The 20,307-nt window shown below is 48.3% G+C and carries 11 protein-coding genes; 10 read left to right on the top strand and 1 reads right to left on the bottom strand.

The features are described from left to right. Positions 1 to 175: 175 nt before the first annotated feature. Positions 176 to 808, bottom strand: coding sequence for a glutathione S-transferase family protein (locus ACXX82_RS20370; RefSeq protein WP_322237882.1), 633 nt, complete (start codon positions 806 to 808; stop codon positions 176 to 178). Positions 809 to 1,637: 829 nt separating this feature from the next. Between ACXX82_RS20370 and ACXX82_RS20375 the strand changes: the two genes are divergently transcribed. The 10 genes from ACXX82_RS20375 (at position 1,638) to epsI (ending at position 20,252) form a co-directional block, all read left to right on the top strand. After that, positions 1,638 to 9,431, top strand: a complete 7,794-nt coding sequence (locus ACXX82_RS20375; RefSeq protein WP_458563588.1) for a YDG domain-containing protein — start codon at positions 1,638 to 1,640, stop codon at positions 9,429 to 9,431. Positions 9,432 to 9,499: 68 nt separating this feature from the next. Beyond that, entirely contained in the window at positions 9,500 to 11,203 is a 1,704-nt protein-coding gene (locus ACXX82_RS20380) for a ShlB/FhaC/HecB family hemolysin secretion/activation protein (protein ID WP_458563589.1), read from the top strand. A gap of 271 nt (positions 11,204 to 11,474) precedes the next feature. Continuing rightward, on the top strand, positions 11,475 to 12,299 hold the full coding sequence (locus ACXX82_RS20385; protein WP_323506376.1) for a PEP-CTERM sorting domain-containing protein: 825 nt from the start codon (positions 11,475 to 11,477) through the stop codon (positions 12,297 to 12,299). Between the two features lie 462 nt (positions 12,300 to 12,761). Further along, positions 12,762 to 13,946: an XrtB/PEP-CTERM-associated polysaccharide biosynthesis outer membrane protein EpsL gene (gene epsL / locus ACXX82_RS20390; protein WP_458563590.1), complete on the top strand. Its 1,185-nt coding sequence runs from the start codon at positions 12,762 to 12,764 to the stop codon at positions 13,944 to 13,946. A gap of 140 nt (positions 13,947 to 14,086) precedes the next feature. Beyond that, on the top strand, positions 14,087 to 15,040 hold the full coding sequence (locus ACXX82_RS20395) for an EpsD family peptidyl-prolyl cis-trans isomerase (RefSeq protein WP_458563591.1): 954 nt from the start codon (positions 14,087 to 14,089) through the stop codon (positions 15,038 to 15,040). Positions 15,041 to 15,142: 102 nt separating this feature from the next. After that, on the top strand, positions 15,143 to 15,955 hold the full coding sequence (gene epsE, locus ACXX82_RS20400) for a polysaccharide export protein EpsE (RefSeq protein ID WP_458563592.1): 813 nt from the start codon (positions 15,143 to 15,145) through the stop codon (positions 15,953 to 15,955). A 402-nt stretch (positions 15,956 to 16,357) separates the two neighbouring features. Further along, on the top strand, positions 16,358 to 17,764 hold the full coding sequence (epsF, locus tag ACXX82_RS20405) for a chain length determinant protein EpsF (protein WP_458563593.1): 1,407 nt from the start codon (positions 16,358 to 16,360) through the stop codon (positions 17,762 to 17,764). A gap of 15 nt (positions 17,765 to 17,779) precedes the next feature. Further along, complete coding sequence (gene epsG / locus ACXX82_RS20410; RefSeq protein WP_323506372.1) at positions 17,780 to 18,655, top strand: chain length determinant protein tyrosine kinase EpsG; 876 nt, start codon at positions 17,780 to 17,782, stop codon at positions 18,653 to 18,655. Further along, positions 18,655 to 19,569: an exosortase B gene (xrtB, locus tag ACXX82_RS20415; RefSeq protein WP_458563594.1), complete on the top strand. Its 915-nt coding sequence runs from the start codon at positions 18,655 to 18,657 to the stop codon at positions 19,567 to 19,569. Before epsG ends, xrtB begins: the two co-directional genes overlap by 1 nt. After that, positions 19,566 to 20,252, top strand: coding sequence for an exosortase-associated protein EpsI, B-type (gene epsI / locus ACXX82_RS20420; RefSeq protein ID WP_323506370.1), 687 nt, complete (start codon positions 19,566 to 19,568; stop codon positions 20,250 to 20,252). Before xrtB ends, epsI begins: the two co-directional genes overlap by 4 nt. Positions 20,253 to 20,307: the final 55 nt, after the last annotated feature.

Genomic DNA, 20,307 nt, shown 5'->3' on the forward strand with positions numbered 1-20,307 from the left:
AAAATAATCGCCGACGCGTGATCGTATACAACTAGAGTCTAAGAATAGAATAGCACCGTGCTGAATAGCGTAAAGTGGTGCTATTTTAATGGCTGTACTATTTGTATACATCAGGCTTGTCGCTGAGTAATATTTTTTACTCTATATGAGTGCGCGAGTGTTGCAAGAAGACATCCTACATAATTTTAGCCGTAATGGTTTGCGCATAAGGGACCGAATCCTTAAACGATGGTCGCAAGTCAAGCCGATCATTAAATAATGCAAGCTCTGGATACAGCGTGCGCCACGGCAGTTCCTGAAAGCGTACCGAGAGATAGCCGACAGCCGTACCAACAGCAATGTCGCCAAGTCCAAAATGTTCACCTACTGCGACATTCCGTGAGCCAACAATTTTAGCCATCTCAGCCAAACCACCCTCAATTTTTCGACGCTGACGCGCAAGCCATTCTGGGCTTCCGCCACCTTCACGTGTTTTCTCGAACAGCGTGAGCACAACCGCATCGCATATGCCATCGCATAGCACCTCCAGTTTTCGCGCAATAAGCCGTTCATCGATATCCTGTGGCAGTAGCGGTATTTGAGGATATTTCAACTCCAGATATTCCAGAATATAGCTTGATTCATAGACGCCAGATCCGTCCTCAAGAATCAATACCGGGAGCTTTTCCAATGGATTGTAGCGCGGGGTACTGGTTGTGTCATGCCATGGAATTTCGGTGATCAGTTCGAAAGGTATCTTTTTTTCGGCCAATGCAATGCGTACCTTACGTGCGTATGGACTAGGTGTTGCGCTGATGAGTTTAAACATATGATTTTCCTTAAAATTGATTCCGAATCAGAGTGACTACATTCACTAGCAGTTTCCAAAATTCTGATAATTCATTTTTAAAAACTGCAAAGCCTATCGCCGAATGTCGGTTACCGCACACCCCATACGATCTGCTGCAGATAATTGTCAGCATACGACAAAGGCGATAGACGTTGTTACGAACATTCTCGACTCAACTTGAACCGACGCGCACGCCAATGGCAATCGGGGACGCCGACGTCTTCTGTTACGGTTAATTCTGTTGTAGTTCAATGACTAGTCAATGCATCGACTGCCATCATCGGTTAAGCCGAAATATAGTATACGTATTGCCTAAATGCATCTGCTTCCCTCCGCTTTTGTTGTATTTTGTTGTAACTGGACACATCAGGATCCTTATTGGATTTTTGCATTTTAGTGCACTAGATTTTCTTCGCAGTGCATCAGAAGAATTATGCATATCCCCAATTCTCAATGTCAGAAACTATCGATATTGGTCGGTTTGCTGACATTATTTCCTGAATATAATTATTTCATGAAAGATGGTACTCGGAAGCGATTCGGCGGTCAGGAGCACATCGTGATGCATCCGCGAGGGCAGTCTGCGTCGTTCATATTACGGCACTGCAACCAAACGCGGAACAAGCCCAGCGCATCAATGTCGCGCGCACCTCCTCCTAGTGTATTTGGTCTCGGTATCACTTTACGACTCCAACCAGTTTCAAGCTCCCCCGGAACAAGACTGCAGTGCAATCAGTAGGCGCGGAATGGCTTCTCAATAGAAGCGGACGTGCGCCCCATTCAAAAACACGCTTCTAAAAAAAATAACATGAACAATATTTACCGTCTGGTCTGGAATCGCGCCATTAATCAATGGGTGGTAGCCTGCGAATTTGCCCGCAGTACGCAGCGCGGTGCAAGCTGCACGCGTCGTGCCGGCACTAGTCTGCGTAGCGCCATTCCTATGCTTTCTTTACTGTCTATTTCGCTAGGCCTTGCAGGGATTGTTCAGGCCGCACCATTTGGCGGCCAGATAACGGCGGGAACCGGCACTATAAATCAGGCAGCATCCACCACTACGATTCAGCAATCGAGCCAAAATCTGTCGCTGAACTGGCAAGGCTTTAATGTGGCTGCTAATGAGGCGGTAAATTTTGTTCAGCCGGGAAGTAATTCAATCGCAGTTAATCGGATTCAAAGTTCAACCGCAAGTCAGATACTCGGGCATCTGAATGCCAATGGTCAAGTGTGGTTGATTAACCCGAACGGGATTTTATTCGGTCATAACGCGCAGGTTAATGTCGGTGGTTTAGTGGCTTCGACTCTAAATGTGTCGGATAACGCCCTTGGATCAAGCAGCGTCAGCTTTAGCGGCTCTGGCACCGGCAGCATAATTAACAAAGGAACGATCACCGCGGCTAGCGGAGGCTATGTCGCGCTGATCGGTAATACTGTCTCGAATCAGGGTGTCATTTCTGCCACGCTAGGAACGGTGGCGCTGGGTGGCGGCAGCGCTGAGACATTGACGTTTAGCGGTGACAAGCTAGTCCATCTGCAAGTTGATCAAAGTACGTTGGATAACCTTGCCGAAAACAAGCAATTGATCCAGGCTGATGGCGGTCAGGTGACTATGACAGCCGGTGCAAAAGACACAGTATTGGCCAGTGTGGTGAACAATACCGGTGTGATTTATGCGCGTACCGTCAACGATCACAACGGTGTCATCACTTTGTTAGGCGGCATGCAGTCTGGCCAGGTCAATGTTGGTGGCACGCTGGATGCCAGCGCACCCAATGGCGGCAATGGTGGTGCTATCGAAACCAGTGCAGCGCAAGTAAGGGTTGCGAACAACGCAATCATCACTGCCAGCGCCAGGCAAGGGCAGGCGGGCACATGGTTAATTGATCCAACTGACTTAACTATCGACGCCAGCGCAGCAACGACGATCGCCAGTACGTTGACGGGCGGAACCAGCGTTACCGAGCAGACGACTGCCAACGGTGCGAGTGGATCGGGTACGCAAACGGCTGGTGCAGGTGACATTAATGTCAATGCGGCGATCAACTGGACCAATGTAAATCCCAGTATAAAGTTGACGCTTTCCGCTTATCATGCCATTAACGTCAACGCTGCCGTTCATGGTACGGGTTCCGTAGTCATGGAAGCAGCCGGTGGAAATATAACCATCGGTTCTGCCGGTTCAGTAAGTGGTGATGCCGGGGTCACCCTGGCTACCGGGGCAAATTTTGTCAATAACGCGGGTGCCTCGGCGGTGTCAGCATCGGCCTCAAAATGGGTCATCTATTCCACGAGCCCAACATTAGATACGCTTGGTGGACTAATCCCCAATTTTATCCAATACAACGCCCCCTATCAAACCACGCCAGCCTTAGCCGCAGGTAACGCTTCTCTGTATAGCATCGCGCCCACATTGACTGTGACAGGACTGTCAGGAGCGGTAAGCAAAACCTACGATGGCAACACGAGTGCAGCGCTATCAGCCTCAAATGTTGCTGTGTCGGGCTTGATAAATAGCGATACGTTTGCATCCATGGCGGGTATTTTTGGATCATCCAATGCTGGTACTAATATGGCTGTTTCGTCCTCGCTTGCATCTGCAGGTTTATTGGCAAAAAATACCGCCGGTATTGACGTATATGGTTACGGGATTGTCGGCCCGGCTGTAACTGCAGGTATCGGTACTATTACACCAGCGGCGCTCACTGCATCGATAATAGGTACGCCTGCCAAGGTGTATGACGGTACGATGACTGCAACCTTAATTGCGTCAAATTACGCGCTTGCAGGATTCACGGCCGGTCAGAGCGCCACCGTGAATCAACCTTCCAGCGTGTCATACGGTGCGGCCAATGCCGGCGCACAAACGGTCTCCGCGACCTTTTCTACCTCGAATTTTGTCGCCGGCGGCAGTACCAATTTACTCAATTACACTTTACCTACATCGGCCAGCGGAGCCGGAGTAATCAATAAAGCGGCAGTCGAAGTGACAGGTGTTCTGTCAAGCAACAAAATTTATAACGGAACAGCCACCGACGCATTAAATACTACTAATGCAGGAATCTATGGTGTTATTCCAATCGATTCTGGTGCCGTTGTCTTAGTCAGTAGCGGTGCGAGCGGTCAGTTTTTGACGTCAAATGTCGGTAACAATCTAGCAGTAAGTGTTAGCGGTTTTGCTTTGTCGGGTAATAGCGCAGCCAATTATCAAATAGTTGAGCCATCGAATCTGGTAGCCAATATCACACCAAAATCTCTCACGATCACCGGTTTGTCAGCAACCAATAAAGTTTATGATGCCACGCGTGCAGACGCCCTGAACATCAGCGGTGCTGCGCTATCCGGGGTGGTGAATAGCGATGCATCCAACGTCTCACTTTCTTCGTCCAATGCGACCGGCGCGTTTGCGTCAGCTAACGTTGGTAGCGCATTAGCGGTGTCTTCATCAGGATTTGGCATTTCGGGCACGGCAGCTTTAAATTATCAACTCGTTCAGCCCACCGGTCTCGTGGCGGATATTACACCAGCGGCGCTTGCCATTTCACTCATCGGCAATCCCACCAAGGTGTATAACGGCAGCAGTACCGCCGCGCTCGGAACCGGTAATTTTTCTGTCTCAGGTTTTATATCAGGGGAAAGTGCAACAGTTTTACAAACTACATCAGCGACGTATAGTTCTCCAAATGCGGGTACGCAAGCCGTTACCTCTACTTTATCTGGGCCTGACTTTTCAGCAGCAAATGGCACTTTGCTGTCAAACTATAGCTTCCCGTCATCAGTAACTGGTATCGGCACTATCACGCCAGCACCATTGACGGTGGCTATTGCTAATAACCCGACTAAAGTTTACGACGGCGCGACAACAGCCACGCTAAGTGGTGGAAATTATGCGCTAAGTGGCTTTGTTCCAGGGCAAAGTGCGACCATTAGTCATGCAAGCGGTGTTTATGCTTCTGCCAATGTCGGGGTCGAAGCCATTACGACCAGCGTGCTTCCGTCGGACTATACCGCTGGACAAGGCACATTGCTGTCGAACTATATTCTTCCTGCCAGCGTTTCCGGTTTCGGAACGATCACGCCTCTCGCTATTTTGATGAATGTGCAAGCCTCCATCATCAACAATCCGTCAAAATCTTATGATGGCTCCTCGGTGGCGACATTGAATTCGTCTAACTATTCTCTATCAGGATTTGTGCATGGTGACGGTGCTTCAGTTAATCAAACGGTTGGGCATTATTCGTCCGTCAATGCAGGCGCCCAGCCTGTTAGTGCCACGCTGACCACGCAAGACTTCGTCGCCAATGCAGGCACTACTCTGACTAACTACACATTGCCGACCACCGCTTACGGGACTGGCACGATTACACCGATTCCGCTTTCGGTCTTGATCGTCAATAATCCAACCAAAACTTATAACGGTGCGACGTCCACCGTATTGAGTGCTTCAAATTACGTCATCTCTGGATTTATTGGTAGTGAAAGCGCACAGATCAATCAATCTGCATTAATCAATTATGCCGCGCCAAACGCTGGCGCACAGGCCATTACAGCCACGCTGATGTCGTCTGATTTCACGCCAAACGGTGCGGTGCTTACAAACTATGTGCTGCCGACATCGGCTGTAGGGACGGGCCATATTACGCCTGCACCACTTTATGTCAGAGGGGTATTGGCAACTGATAAGGTCTACAACACTACAACGGCAGATGTGTTGAATACAACCAATGCATTGTTGAGCGGCGTGGTTGCCAGCGATGTTGCTAACGTTACGCTTGTCGATGGAAGTGCTTCCGGAACGTTCTCGACTGCCAGTGCGGGCAATAATCTGGCTGTATCGCCAACTGGATTCTCGCTTTCCGGTAGTGCCATTGGCAACTATGTTTTACAACCCATCACAGGATTGGCGGCTAATATCACCCAGGCATCATTAAGCATACTGGGCGTTACAGCAAGTAATAAATCCTACGACGCGACTAATGCGGCGACGTTGAATGACGCAAGCGCTAACTTGTCCGGAATTTTGACCGGATCAGCAGGACAGGACAGCGTGACATTGATAACGTCTGGAGCAACCGGCACGTTCGGTTCGGTTAATATCGGCAACCAGTTGGCTGTCGGAGCAAGCGGATTTGCGCTCGCTGGAGCGCAAGCCGGAAACTACGTGTTAAGTCAACCAACCGGTCTGACAGCGGATATTACGCCAGCTGTTATCACTGCGGTGATTATTGGTAATCCTACCAAGTCATACGACAGTTCCTCCTCAACAACCCTGACCGCGGCAAACTATACATTGAGCGGTTTCGTCGCAGGCCAAAGCGCTGCGGTTCCGCAATCGGCTACAGCTAACTACACATCACCTGATGCGGGAACGAATGTTAGCGTGGCATCGACGCTCGTGCTTTCAGATTTTGTTGCAAGCGCCGGCACACAATTGTCCAATTACGCGCTACCGCCGACTGCCGCTGGACTTGGTACGATCACGCCCGCCCAACTCACGGCCATAATTGTCGGTAATCCGACTAAAACCTATGACAACACTACACCGGCGGCATTAACCAACACAAATTTCATGTTGTCAGGATTTGTCGGATCGCAGGGTGCGGCAATCAACCAGACTGTTGGCACGTATGGATCGGCGAATGCAGGGCCAGAATCAGTATCAGCGAGTTTGACTGCAAATAATTTTTCGACAGCAACCGGAACTAATTCCAATAACTACATATTTCCAGTATCCGCAGTAGGCAATGGGACGATCACGCCCGCACCTCTGTCGGTGCTTCATGTTTCAACCACGCCGCGTGTTTACGACGGCACGACGGTTGATGTACTAACCGGCGCTACCCTCAGCGGCACTGTTTACCTTCCCGATGCCCCGATACTGGGTAATTTTGCAACAGGCACACTTAGCTCGAGTGGAAATGTTGGTACCGATACGGTGACGACAGCCATGACGTTGACGGGTCCTGGGAGCAGCAATTATATCGTCACGCAACCGACTGGATTGACTGCAGTGATTAGTCCTGCAATCTTGAGCGCCACCTCCGCAGTCAGCAGAGCCTATGACGGGACCAATGTGGCGAATCTGAGCGGAACCCATACCACTTTCAGTGGTTTCGTCAGCGGTCAGGGTGCAAGTGTTAAAAGCGGCGTCACCGGCACTTTCTCGCAACCCAACTTTGGCTCCGCTCTAGCCATCACAGGCGGCGCGCTAACGACCGGCGATCTGACCGCCAATAACGGCACATTGCTGACCAACTACACATTGCCTGCAAGTGATAACGGCATCGGTAACATTACGCCTGCAATATTGACTTACGTGGCGACGCCAGTAAGCTATCAATACGGTCTTAATATACCTAGCGTTCAAGCCGGCAGCGTCACCGGTTTTGTGCACGGCGAAACTTTATCCAATGCTACTACGGGCACTCTTGCATTCGATAATAGGACTGCAACAAGTACTAGCAATGTCGGCGCCTATTCTATCGATGGCAGCGGCCTAACCGCGAATAACGGCAATTATACTTTTGTTGCAGCGGCAGGAAACGCAACCGCACTGAGGATTACGCCCGCGCCATTGACGGTGATAGGTGTCGCGACCACGTCGCGTGTCTACGATGGCACAACCGTTGACATCCTCACCGGTGCGACCCTCGCTGGCACTTTGTACAATCAGGACACGCCAACGTTGGGTAATGCCACGACAGGCACGCTTGGCAATAACGGTAATGTCGGTAACGATACAGTGACCACTGCGATGACATTGACGGGAGTGGGTGGGACTAACTACGCCATCACGCAACCTACCGGTTTGACTGCAATAATTACGCCGGCAACCTTGAGTGCAACGTCGACAGCGACAAGAGCATATGACGGCAGCACGATGGCTGACCTGAGCGGTAGTCATACCGTCTTTACCGGTTTTATAAGTGGTCAGGGCGCGGTTGTTAAAAGTGGCGTGACGGGCAACTTCTCACAGCCTGACGTGGGCAATAACCTGAGCATTACGGGCGGCGCTTTAACGGCTGGTAATCTGACGGCCGCCAATGGCACGTTACTATCCAATTACACGCTTCCATCAAGGGACAACGGAACAGGTAGCATTAGCGCTAAAGTGATTAATCTGACCGGCGCCCGAATTTATGACGCCCTCATTGATGCCGACGCGAATATTTTCGGCACTATCGCAACAGGCGTGAGTGGAGAGAGTTTGTCACTATCTGGTAGCGGTAGTTTGAGTAATAAATCGGTTGGATCGCGTAGCGTCCAATCACTCGGTTCATTGCAGCTTGTCAGTGGCACGGGCCAGGCCAGCAATTACACTTTAGTCGGCGGCATCGACACAGCCACCATCACACCATTAGCCATCACGGTTAATGCTACTGGCCATACTAAAGTCTATGACGCGAATACCACGGATGCCGTCACATTAGCCAGCACCGGTGTGCTGAGTATGGACGCGGTGACCTTTGCCAATAGCGCTGCTAACTTTACCGATAAGAACGTCGGTCAGAGTAAAACGGTGAACGTCACCGGTATTACCAAGACTGGTCTCGATGCAGATAATTACAGTATCAACACCGCAGCAACCGCGACCGCAAACATCACGCAGCTAGCAATCACCGTCAACGCCACTGGCACTGACAAAAAGTATAACGCCAATACTATCGATACCGTCACATTAGCTAGCACTGGCGTATTAAATCTGGATACGGTGATCTTTGCCAATAGCGCCGCTAACTTTACCGACAAGAACGTTGGTCAAACTAAAACAGTGAACGTCACAGGCATCATCAAGACCGGTATTGACGCCGGTAACTACAGCATCAACACCGTCGCAACGACGACTGCCAACATCACACCGTTGGCTATCACGGTTAATGCTGTTGGAACCGACAAGGTCTATAACGGCAACGCGATTGATACCGTGACATTGACTAGTGCCGGTGTATTGGGCACAGATAAAGTGGCCTTTACCAATGCCGCTGCCAATTTCACTGACAAAAATGTCGGTCAGCAAAAAATCGTAAGCGTTACAGGTATCGCTGACAGCGGTATTGATGCAGGCAATTATGTATTCAGCAGCGCTGCCGCGACCACCGCTAGCATCACACCGGCTATCGTCAATCTCAACGGCTCGCGTTTGATTGATGGGTCGACTAATGCCAGTGCCGGAATTTTCGGTACCAGCGGTACGGTTTCCGGATCCAATGGTGAAACACTGGCGTTAACAGGTAGCGGCACACTTGCCAGCAAAAATATCGGCATTCAACCGGTCGTTTCTCTCGGCAACCTGGCGCTGAACGATGGCACGGGTCTGGCGAGCAATTACACCTTAATCGGAGGAGTTGATAGCGCCAACCTTATTTCGGCATCAGAGCCGATCATGTCGATGGCCTTCATTCAATCGTTTCTCAATACTGATAGTGCTATCCCAACTCCTTACGGTATTGCCTCTTCAAGCGCGATTGCAAACTTTACCGGCAACCACAAAAAAACACGTTACAACCCGATTGAAGCTAGCGGAAGTGTTTCAGATTTCCAACCGGGTCTTGATCTCAATGTGCAGGACGCCGGCGTGCGCTTGCCAAATGGCGTCTCGCCTTGATCATCCAATATTTTCGGAAACAGACCTCACGCCACCAAAGGTTTTCCACATCTAATGCTATCGATCACATGACCTTGCCACATCGCTCACGCTCGCGCTCAGACCGCGTTCACATTCCTCATGCACTTAGTTTGGCGCTGTTCCTGGCGCTGGTTTATCCATTTGGTGTCGCACTCGCGGCGGCGCCGTTTGGGGGAGGACAGATCCTGCAAGAGGTTCAACCACCTTCAGCACCGCTACCAACCTTACGTCCAGAATTGACTATTGAACAGCCCGCAATTAGTCAGGTTCCGCCATCTGCGGCATTTCTGGTTAGTCGTATCGACATCATCGGCAATACTTTGCTACCAACGGCAGACTTACATGTTCTGGTCGTGTCGGGTGAAGGTAAGTCGCTCACTCTAGGGGATCTGAACGCGTTAGCGGCCCGTATTACCCAGTACTACCACGCACACGGTTACCTGTTGGCACAAGCCTATATTCCGGCTCAGACACTTAACAGCGGAACTGTACAGATTGCCGTGCTTGAAGCCAGATATGGCGCTATCAATCTTCAAAATACCAGTGGCGTTTCAGACAGTCCACTGAAGGCCACGCTTAGCCCGCTGAAAAGTGGCGCGCCGGTTGCCCAGGATTCTCTGGATCGTAGTCTGTTATTGCTTGCCGATATTCCTGGGGTAATTGTTAACTCTACCTTGCGTCCAGGAGCAGTATTGGGAACCTCAGATTTGCTGGTAGACATTACGCCCGGAGCGCCTTATAGCAGCAGCTTAGGCCTTGATAATACTGGTAGCCGCTACACCGGTCGCGCTCGATTAAGCGCTGGTCTCAACGTAAATAGTCCATTTCACCAGGGCGATTCGCTGACCCTGAACGGTCTTACCTCTGGCAAGGGATTGAACTATGGGCGTCTGGGATACCAATTTTTGCTGGATGGACAGGGCACGCGATTAGGCGCGGCAGTCTCGGCTTTAAATTACCGTCTTTCAAATGGACTCTCTAATCTGGGTGCGCACGGTACTGCAGAGGTTCAAACGTTACAGCTTTCTCATCCTTTTATTCGAAGCGTAAACGGCAACCTATACGGCCAGTTAGAGTTCGACCACAAGCAGTTGCGCGATCACGTCGATATAAATAACACGCAGACCGATCGGCACACCAATGCGTTGATGGCAATCCTTGCCGGGGATCACAGAGACAGCAGTGGGATAACCAACTTCAACCTGAGCACCGCGTTTGGCAACCTCACCTTTGACAACGCCGCAGCACAGGTTGGCGATGTCGCTGGAGCGCGTACCCAGGGCGGCTATCTAAAAGTCAATTTTTCTATTGCGCGATTGCAACAGTTATCCTCATCCAATGCCTTATACGTCGCTGTTACGGGCCAGATGGCTAACAATAATCTGGATTCATCCGAGCAATTTATTCTTGGCGGACCAAATAGCGTAAGGGCTTATGACGTCAGCGCAATGGCAGGCGCACAAGGGGTTCTAGTGACGCTTGAGTTACGTCATAACCTGGCTTTGCCGACTCAGGGATTATGGCAAGCAGTTGCCTTTGTCGATAGCGGTCGGGTACAAGTGGAGAAGACAGTGTTTGTCAGTGGCCCCAATGCCGCAACCATCTCCGGCGCTGGTGTTGGTTTAAGTTGGTTTGGTTTGCAAGGATGGAGTGTTACCACCGGACTAGCAGCGCCGATTGGCGCGACGCCAAAGTTGGTAGGCACCACGGCCTCGGCCAGATTATGGGTTCAGGTACAAAAGGGATTCTGATTGCAAGGATTAAAAGAGGCGAGAGTTAGTAATCCAAGAGTTATTTGGATTGAATGTCAGTAATTGTCGAATTTGGTAAGAATACTTGTATGTAGGTTCAATATAATATTTGAATGGCGACACGAGTTTTATAGTTTAGTAATTTGAGATAAATTTTATGAAGTCATAAAAATTTCTTGAATGAATCGACGATAACGGGATTAGTGTCTTGGCGCAGATGGGGAAAACCAGCAATTCTGGTAAAAATTCTTAACAAAAAAAGAGATTAATTATGAAACCGATGCTGAAAAAAATCTTACTCTTGACAGCAACTGCGCCGTTGATGCTGACTGCATTCATGGCTTTCGCTAGTCCAATGCCTGCAACCGCCGCAAATGTTACTGCTCCTAACAATGGTTTAACGTTCGCTACCTTTGCTGACTCAACGAATAACGATTATTTTACGTTCAAAAATATCATCTCTAACAATACGGCTACGTTCGGTGCAGTCAACGATCCTGTAAACTTCTTTTTTAGTAACGCTGGCCTTGGCGGACTTAATGCGAGTTTGACAGGCAATCAAGCTGCTCATCTTACGATGACATCATCGACTTCGACTGCAGAGCAAAATATAGTAGCGATAGGTTACGATGCACAACCGCTAGATAGTACGATGACGATTAAGATCACGCGCGATGTTCCTATTATCGGGCTAAGTAATTTGTTAACCGCGGTCATCACTACAAAAACGCTTCCTACGACGCTTTTGGGTATTAACAATGGCTTTAGCGCGTCGATCAACGCCTCCGGTAATACTCAAAATATTACATACACATCTGACTTCTTAAATTTTGCAAGCATCAATCCAGCTTACTCAAGTATGAGCCTGTCGTTTAGTGCATTGAGCACCGCATTGACTTCACCGTCAGACTATTTGGCAGACTTTGGCGCAAATGGTGTGGGCACTTTTAGTACTACTCCAGCACCGCTCGTCACCTCTCACGTTTTTCCTGTATCGGCAGTTCCAGAACCATCAAGCTACGCAATGATGTTTTTAGGCCTTGGTTTCATCACTTTTAAAGCACGCCGTAAATCATCTAAAAAAACAGATGTATAAGTGATGCGTTTAATTTCAATTTTTTGAAATATTGGCTTAAAAAATACGTTTATTTTGGCCAAAACAGAAATTTAAAGAGAGCCACTAATACGAGGTGTCGCTATATTTTTTTGGGAAACCTCTGTTGGCTGCTACATAAGGGAACAAATAATTGACTATCGTGTGACGATTCGCCATTGTTCTTATCGGTTAGAAAAAGTAACTGCCTTACCGGTTCTCGGTAGGCTAAAAAATGGTCCATGGTTAAACAGTTGATAAAATTTGCCGGCAGCACTAAAACGCCTCATTGAGGTAAATCGCAGAATTAAGTTACAGAAAATTAATAGCCAATCTAAAAGTCGAATAGCGGTATTTTCAGTTTGACTGAAACACACATTTCATATGCATCCGCTTCAAAAAAACCGCAGCTACACCGCGCGCTCCCTGTGCGCGTTATCAATCATTTCAAGTGCACTCTTCTCCGTGTCAGCATTTGCTGCTATGGGCGATGGTAGTATTCCCAATATTGTGACTCCTTATGCAAATTACACTTTGTTTTATGAGGATAATCTGTTGCGTTTCTACGATAGCGCGGCTGCTAAGGCCACGCAAGGCTCTAATCAAATGTCGGATACAGTGAGACGTGCCGCCGGTGGATTTCGGTTTGACAAGCAAATAAGTCTGCAACACTTTACCGCCGACATTAGCCTTAATCGTTCCAGCTTTGACCATTTCAGACAGTTTGATAACACTGGCGAGGATTTGCTCGCCAACTGGAACTGGCATTTGGGCAACAACCTTGAGGGAAATGCCTCCACAAACTATTCAGCGTCGCTGACCCCGTTTGACAGTTTCCGTACTAGTCAAAACAACGTACAGCTTCAGGGAAACGTGCGGCGGCAGTGGACTAATTCTCTGGATGCCGCATGGCGGCTCGGTGCAGACTGGCGAGTGCGCGGGGCGGTTAGTCGTTACCAGTTATCGTACGATCTTACTGCATTGCGCGGTAGCGATCAAACGCAGAATACCACCGAACTTGGCCTTGATTATCTGGCTCCTAGCAGCAGCACCATCGGCGTTCAATTACGCCATCTTCGTGGCGGTTGCCCCGATAGCGATTGCCATGGGTCGGTTCTGGGTGCCAACTATATTCAAAATGAATTTAAAGGCAAAGTAGATTGGCAGGTGACCGGAAAATCACGGATACAGTTTCTCGGTGGTTGGGTGCAGCGAACCTACGATACTTTCTCAACAGAAAACTTTAATGGTGCGAACGCCCGGTTTGTCGGAAATCTGGCAGCAACTGGCAAGATCGGCCTTACCTTAAATGTCTGGCGCGAGATTAGTGCAGTGGCCGATCTCACTGCCAATTACGCTTTGGTCCGTGGTGTAAATCTAACTGCTGGTTGGGACGTTGCATCCAAAGTTCGTATTGATAGCTCTTACAACCTGGAGCAGCGCGATTATAACGGCGTGGCTGTTATACGCGGAGTCACGCCGTCCACGCGTAGCGATAGCGATCGCAGAGCATCGGTAGCGGTAACTTACCTTCCCTATTCACACCTGCAAGTAAGTGCAGCAATATTTCATGAAACCTTGAGTTCTACGATCACGCAATTGGGATTTAAGGCCAATGGCGCGCATGTGAGTGCGCACTATGAGTTTTAAATTTGCACGATGATCAGACAAAAATTTTTGGTTTTAACATGTACTAAGAAATTTATCTTTGCTCTCTACGTGACCCATAAAGTGGTCGATATATTTGTAAGTCCCCCATTTAAGCAGATCGCTGAAGGAGTGAAGTTTCCATGAATGCCACCATTTCATTACGCCACGTAATCATGACGATGACGCCAACCAGACGTATCGCCGGTGCTGCATTACTTTTGTTTTTGGCTGCAACGTTGTCAGCATGCGGTGACAAAGAAAAGGCGCCCGGTCAATCCCTGGCGCGCGTCAATGGACAAGATATTACGGTGCTTCAATTGAACGATGAATTGCAGCGGACCGGCGATCAGCAGAAGTTCACCAACAAACAAATATTAGATGGACTGATTGATCGACAACTACTAGTTAAAGCAGCGCAGGATGACAAGCTTGATCGCGATCCTTTGATAATGCAGGCAATTGAGCGCTCTAAAGTACAGATTTTAGCCCAGGCATATTTGCAGAAAAAAATTATAAATATCAGTAAACCTTCTACATCGGATATAGATAATTTTTATCAAAAAAATCCAGATTTATTTTTACAACGCAAACAATTTGAGTTGAAGGAATTGATCGTTGATACCAGAAACCTTAGTCCGGAACTGGTTGCGGTGATGAACTCCGCAAAATCGCTAGATGAGGTGGCAACCTGGTTGGATGGTAAAAAGATTGAATTCCTCCCAACACATGTCACACGTACTAGTGTGGATCTATCGCCCGATATTTTAAAGGCCATGAAAACCATGTCCAAGGGACAGCTCTTTACCATTAAAGAGGGCCCTCGCACTCTTTTGATTGCCATGCAGGATATGAAGGAAGCTTCGATCAATGCGCAGGCCGCATCACCGCAAATTGAGCGATTCCTGATAATCCAAAAAAATAAAGAAGCAGAAGCCACAGAAGTTGCACGCTTACACACAACAGCCAAGATCGAATACCTCAATGATGGGTTGGTCAATAAGGAAGCTGCAGCGTCAGATCCCGTCGCCAAGCCGGTAGAAGACAAAACAGAGGCCGCAAATCATATTGATCGCGGTGTCGCCGGACTAAAGTAAAACTCTCTACGTGGTAATGCGCGGTATCGATAGTAAATTTTTGCTCGATTCAGAACAAAATTTGCCATTAACGTATTTAAAGTAAAAATAGAATTGGTCAAAATGAAAAAATATTGGTTGGTAATATTAGCGCTAGTAATTGGTGCATTAAGCGGCACCTTCAGTAACCCATTAATGAGTGCCGCCTTTGCCGCAGACGTGCAACTCGGCGCTGGTGATGTGATCAGAATATCTGTCTACGATCATCCAGATCTGTTGCTTGAAACCCGCGTCAGCGAAGCAGGCAGCATCTCCTTTCCATTGATTGGTGAGGTCCAGGTCGGTGGCGTCTCGTCATCGGTCGTTGAGAAGAAAATTGCCAGCTTGTTAGAGGCTGGCAGCTTCATTCACAACGCGCAGGTAAATGTGATCGTCACGCTGATGCAAAGCCAGCAGGTATCCGTGCTAGGGCAGGTCAATCGTCCAGGGCGCTATCCGATTGACGGTCAACGCAGCTTGACCGATATCCTCGCGCTGGCGGGCGGTGGCAATGCGGATGCGGGTGACACCGTTACGTTGATCCGTACCCGTAATGGCAAGACCGAAAAAGAGGTCATCGACCTGATTGAAATGGTCCGTACCGGCGATATGAAACAGAATCAGGGGTTGATAGGTGGAGACGTTATTTATGTAGAGCGTGCACCGCGCTTTTATATTTATGGCGAAGTTCAGCGCCCGGGGACCTATCGCCTCGAACGTAATATGACCGTGTTACAGGCTTTGTCAGTCGGCGGTGGTTTGAGCCAAAGAGGAACAGCGCGCAACGTACGTTTAAAGCGTCGCGACGAAAAAGGTGTCCTACAAGAAATTGTTGCCAAGCATGATGACCTGGTTAGCTCGGATGATGTGTTGTACGTGCGGGAAAGTCTGTTTTGATTTTTTTTCTGCAACATCTAAGCAGAGCCACAAAACCGATCCTCATTCAAACGGACCTCAATGTGAGGAGCGTCCACGACTGAGTGCCAACAATCACAGCGTGTAAAAATTTATCGACGCTGTCGATCATAAATATCAGGAAATGTAGGATTTGGTAGAGTTCCTGATATTTTTATTTCCTATAATTAAGTTGTTCCGAGAAGTAGTCATAGCGAAACCGTCTCCATGAAGGTTTTGAGGTGGCTTTTCGCTCAACGACACAATATCTAATTAAATCCACCATCGTTTTTAACTGCAAGTCTTATTGGCGGTGATCAGAAGTCACGCATTTTTCAAACATTTCGATGTTGCTGTAAGTCTTATATCCGCCTGAGCGCACTAGTCATGTTTCGAGAGTAAAAAATGAATTTCACCCAGTTTCTGCTTATCCTGCGCGCCCGTTACAAAATCATTTTAATCACGCTTCTTGCCACTGTTGTCACTACGCTGGTAGTGAGTTTAATATTGCCAAAAAGTTACAAGGCGACAACTTCTTTAGTCGTTAATTACAAGGGTATTGATCCGGTCACTGGGATTGTATTGCCAGCAGTGCTCATGCCGGGATATATGGCTACCCAGGTGGATATTATTAGTAGCCGCAGTGTCGCGTTAAGAGTAGTCGATGATCTTAAATTGGCTGAAGGTCCTGTTGTCAAGGCACAATTCATCACCGCCACCGAAGGTGACGGCACAATTCGAGACTGGCTGGCTGATCTTTTACTCAAAAAAATGGACGTAGTACCTTCCCGCGAAAGCAGTGTCATTGACATTAGTTTTAAGGGGGCGGATCCACAATTTACCGCGGTTGTAGCAAACGCTTTCGCTTCGGCTTATTTGCAAGTTAGTACTCAGCTTAAAATTGAACCATCGCAAAAAGCCTCTGGATACTTCAATAATCAACTTAAACAGTTACGGGAAAAACTTGAACAGACCCAGAATAAATTGTCTGTGTACCAGCAAGCGCACGGTATCGTAAACGCCGATAACCGCCTAGACGTCGAGTCAGCAAGACTCAATGATTTGTCGACTCAATTAGTGCAGGCACAAGGTCTGTCTATGGAAGCTAATTCTCGTCAGCGTCAGGCACAAGGTAGTGCAGGTGCTTCACCGGACGTCCTGGCCAACTCTCTGATCCAAAATCTGAAAGCTAGTCTATCAATTGCAGAAGCAAAGTTTGCTGATACGTCACAGCACGTTGCAAAAAACCATCCACAATATTTGTCAGCCAAGTCTGAACTTGACAAGCTGCGCTCAAATCTGGATGAACAAATTAAATTAGCTACCAGTGGCGTCGCTGGAAACGCGCATATTTTCCAGCAGCGCGAAGCCGAAATCCGTTCTGCTTTGGCAGTTCAAACAAATAAAGTAATGGTACTTAATAGCGCGCGCGACGAGCTGAAGGTCTTAACTACTGAGATGGAGAATGCACAACGGGCGTACGAAGGCGCCGCGCTTCGTTATAGCCAGACTAATATCGAAGGACAGTCGAATCAAACCGACATCGCCATCTTGAATCCGGCGATCGCCCCGATTTTGCCCTCTAATCCACGAGTCATTCTCAATACGCTCGTAGCTATCTTTTTAGGCACTATGCTAGGCCTCGGTTTTGGCTTAATGGCAGAGTTGATGGATCGGCGCGTCAGATCCACTGAAGATATGCTCGAAGTGCTTCAAGCACCTGTTCTTGGTGTGTTGCAGTGGAAACCACCTACACGTGAGCGTATCAGATTTTTTAACCGATTTTTGCGACTCAATACGAAGGCGAATTGAGCCATGGAACGTCAGATGAACCAACTTAACCCTACTACTTCCGTGCTGCCCCTCAATCCAGTGCGTGAATCCAGTATAGGACGCCTGCTGGTTGACATGGGCAAGATTACTCTCGAAGATGCTGAGGAGATCCTGCGCCAGCAAAAAGCAAAAGATATGCGGTTTGGTGAAGCCGCACAAAGTCTGGGATTGATTACCGAGGCTGATATTCAACAGGTCCTCGCTCGTCAGTTTGACTATTCTTACTTAGAGCCAGGTCTAGGCAACTTCGCACAGGAACTGGTTACCGTCTATGAACCTTTCGGTGAACAGGCAGAAGTATTACGGACAATTCGCAGTCAGCTAATGTTGCGTTGGTTCGCCAATGGTCATAAGACACTGGCCATCGTCAGTGTCAATCCCGGCGAGGGAGCCAGTTTGTTTGCCGCTAATCTGGCTGTCGTATTTTCGCAGCTTGGTGAGCAAACATTGCTAGTCGATGCCAATCTCCGTAATCCACGGCAACATGAGATATTTAATTTGTCTGGTAAGCAAGGGCTATCAGACATTCTTGGCGGACGCGCAGATTTAGATGTGATCGCAGAAGTAGAGTACTTCGATAACCTGTCTGTTTTGCAAGCAGGGACATTGCCACCTAATCCACAAGAACTAATTAGCCGCAGATCCTTTAGCGCGTTGACGCTCAATATATCTAAGTTATTTGAGATTGTCATTTATGACGTATCGGCTTTTTCCGCTGGTGCGGATGCACTGGCAATTGCTGCGCGCGCGACGGGTGTGCTTTTAATCGCACGTAAGAATACGACGCGTCTTGCTGATATTAACGCGATGGCCCAACAACTAACACGAGTTGGGGCAGAAATAGTTGGCTCTGTATTGGTCGATTATTAATGTCAACGAACCTGGCTGATCACTTCGCCATCCAGCCAGCAGAATGGCGAGGCCTACTCGCCAACTGGTGGCCTGTTTTGGTTGGGTTATCGGTCTTGTTTGTTCCGACTTTCTACGGTCTCGCAACAGGACTGTGGAGTAGTGAAGAACAGGCGCACGGTCCACTTATCCTTGCTCTCTCTATTTGGTTGATATATCGGCAGTGGCCGAAAATGTTAAAGGCCAGTGGAAAAAAACCGACTTCGAAAGCAGGATGGCCGATTTTATTATTTGGTTTGCTGATTTACATCATAGGGCGTTCGCAAGAAATTGCGATCCTTGAAACCGGTTCATTTATTTGTATTTTATTAGCCAGTGTCCTCCTTTTACGCGGTTATTCAGCGCTGAAAGTCCAATGGTTTCCATTTTTTTTCATGCTCTTTATGATGCCATTGCCAGGCACTGTGGTCGATGTGATGACCATGCCGATGAAAATGGCTGTTTCCTACGTCGTTGAGCATGTTTTGTATTGGATGAATTATCCAATCGCCCGCAGTGGAGTGATCCTGCAGATTGGTCAATATCAACTGTTGGTGGCAGATGCTTGTGCTGGTTTGCACACACTCTTTGCGCTTGAATCGTTGGGTTTGCTCTATCTCAATTTAGTACGGAATGAGTCTCTATTCCGGAATATTTCGCTCGCCGCCTTAATTATACCGATTTCGTTTATTTCCAACGTGATCAGAGTGATGGTGTTGACACTCATTACCTTCTACTTTGGAGACGGTGCGGGACAAGGATTTTTGCATGGTTTTGCAGGAATGGTGTTGTTTACCAGTGCACTTCTATTGATAATGGGTGTTGACTCCGCCCTTCAAGCTGTCGACAAAGTCCGTCGTAGAAGAAGTATTCATATTGCGGAGCGTGCGACGTGATAAAGCCCTCATTCAGATCCTGGGTTCTTCTTGTACTAATGCTGACTGCTTTTGGGCTTTCAATTTTTTTACGTCCGACGCATAAGTTAGCTGCCTTGGCCCCGACTTTCGATCTGCAGACCATGATTCCTAAGGCATTCGGTGACTGGCGAGAAGAGTCACAACCAACTGTTTTGGTGGTTGATGCCGTTCAGAAAGAAATAATCGATAAAATTTATAACCAAACATTCTTGCGCACTTACATCAATAGCGATGGGTATCGCATCATGCTTGCCATCGCTTATGGTGGTGATCAAAAACGTGATCTCCAAATACACCGCCCTGAAGTCTGTTATTCATCGCAGGGCTTTAGTATCAGTGGTGTAGAAAAAGTTGGTTTGCTAGTTGACGGCCATGAAGTGCCTGCGATGCGATTGGAGACCCGTCTAGGAACGCGGGTTGAGCCGGTGACCTATTGGGTGCGGATAGGCGACAAGATCGTACGTGGCAATATTGAACAGGGCTTGGCCCGTGCAGCGTATGGTCTCAGCGGACGTATAGCGGACGGCCTGCTATTTCGCGTGTCTAGTATTGATGATAATGCGGTAACGGCCTTCGAATACCAGGAAAAATTCGTGAATGCTGTAATGGCGGCGGTCTCCACCTCTCGTAGACGCATTCTTATCGGAGGACCGCAAGTATGATTTTGCGTAATCGACATGACCATATCGTATCTTCATTGGCAGGTGAAGGAGTAAC

It is taken from the genome of Glaciimonas sp. GNP009, from assembly GCF_054343755.1.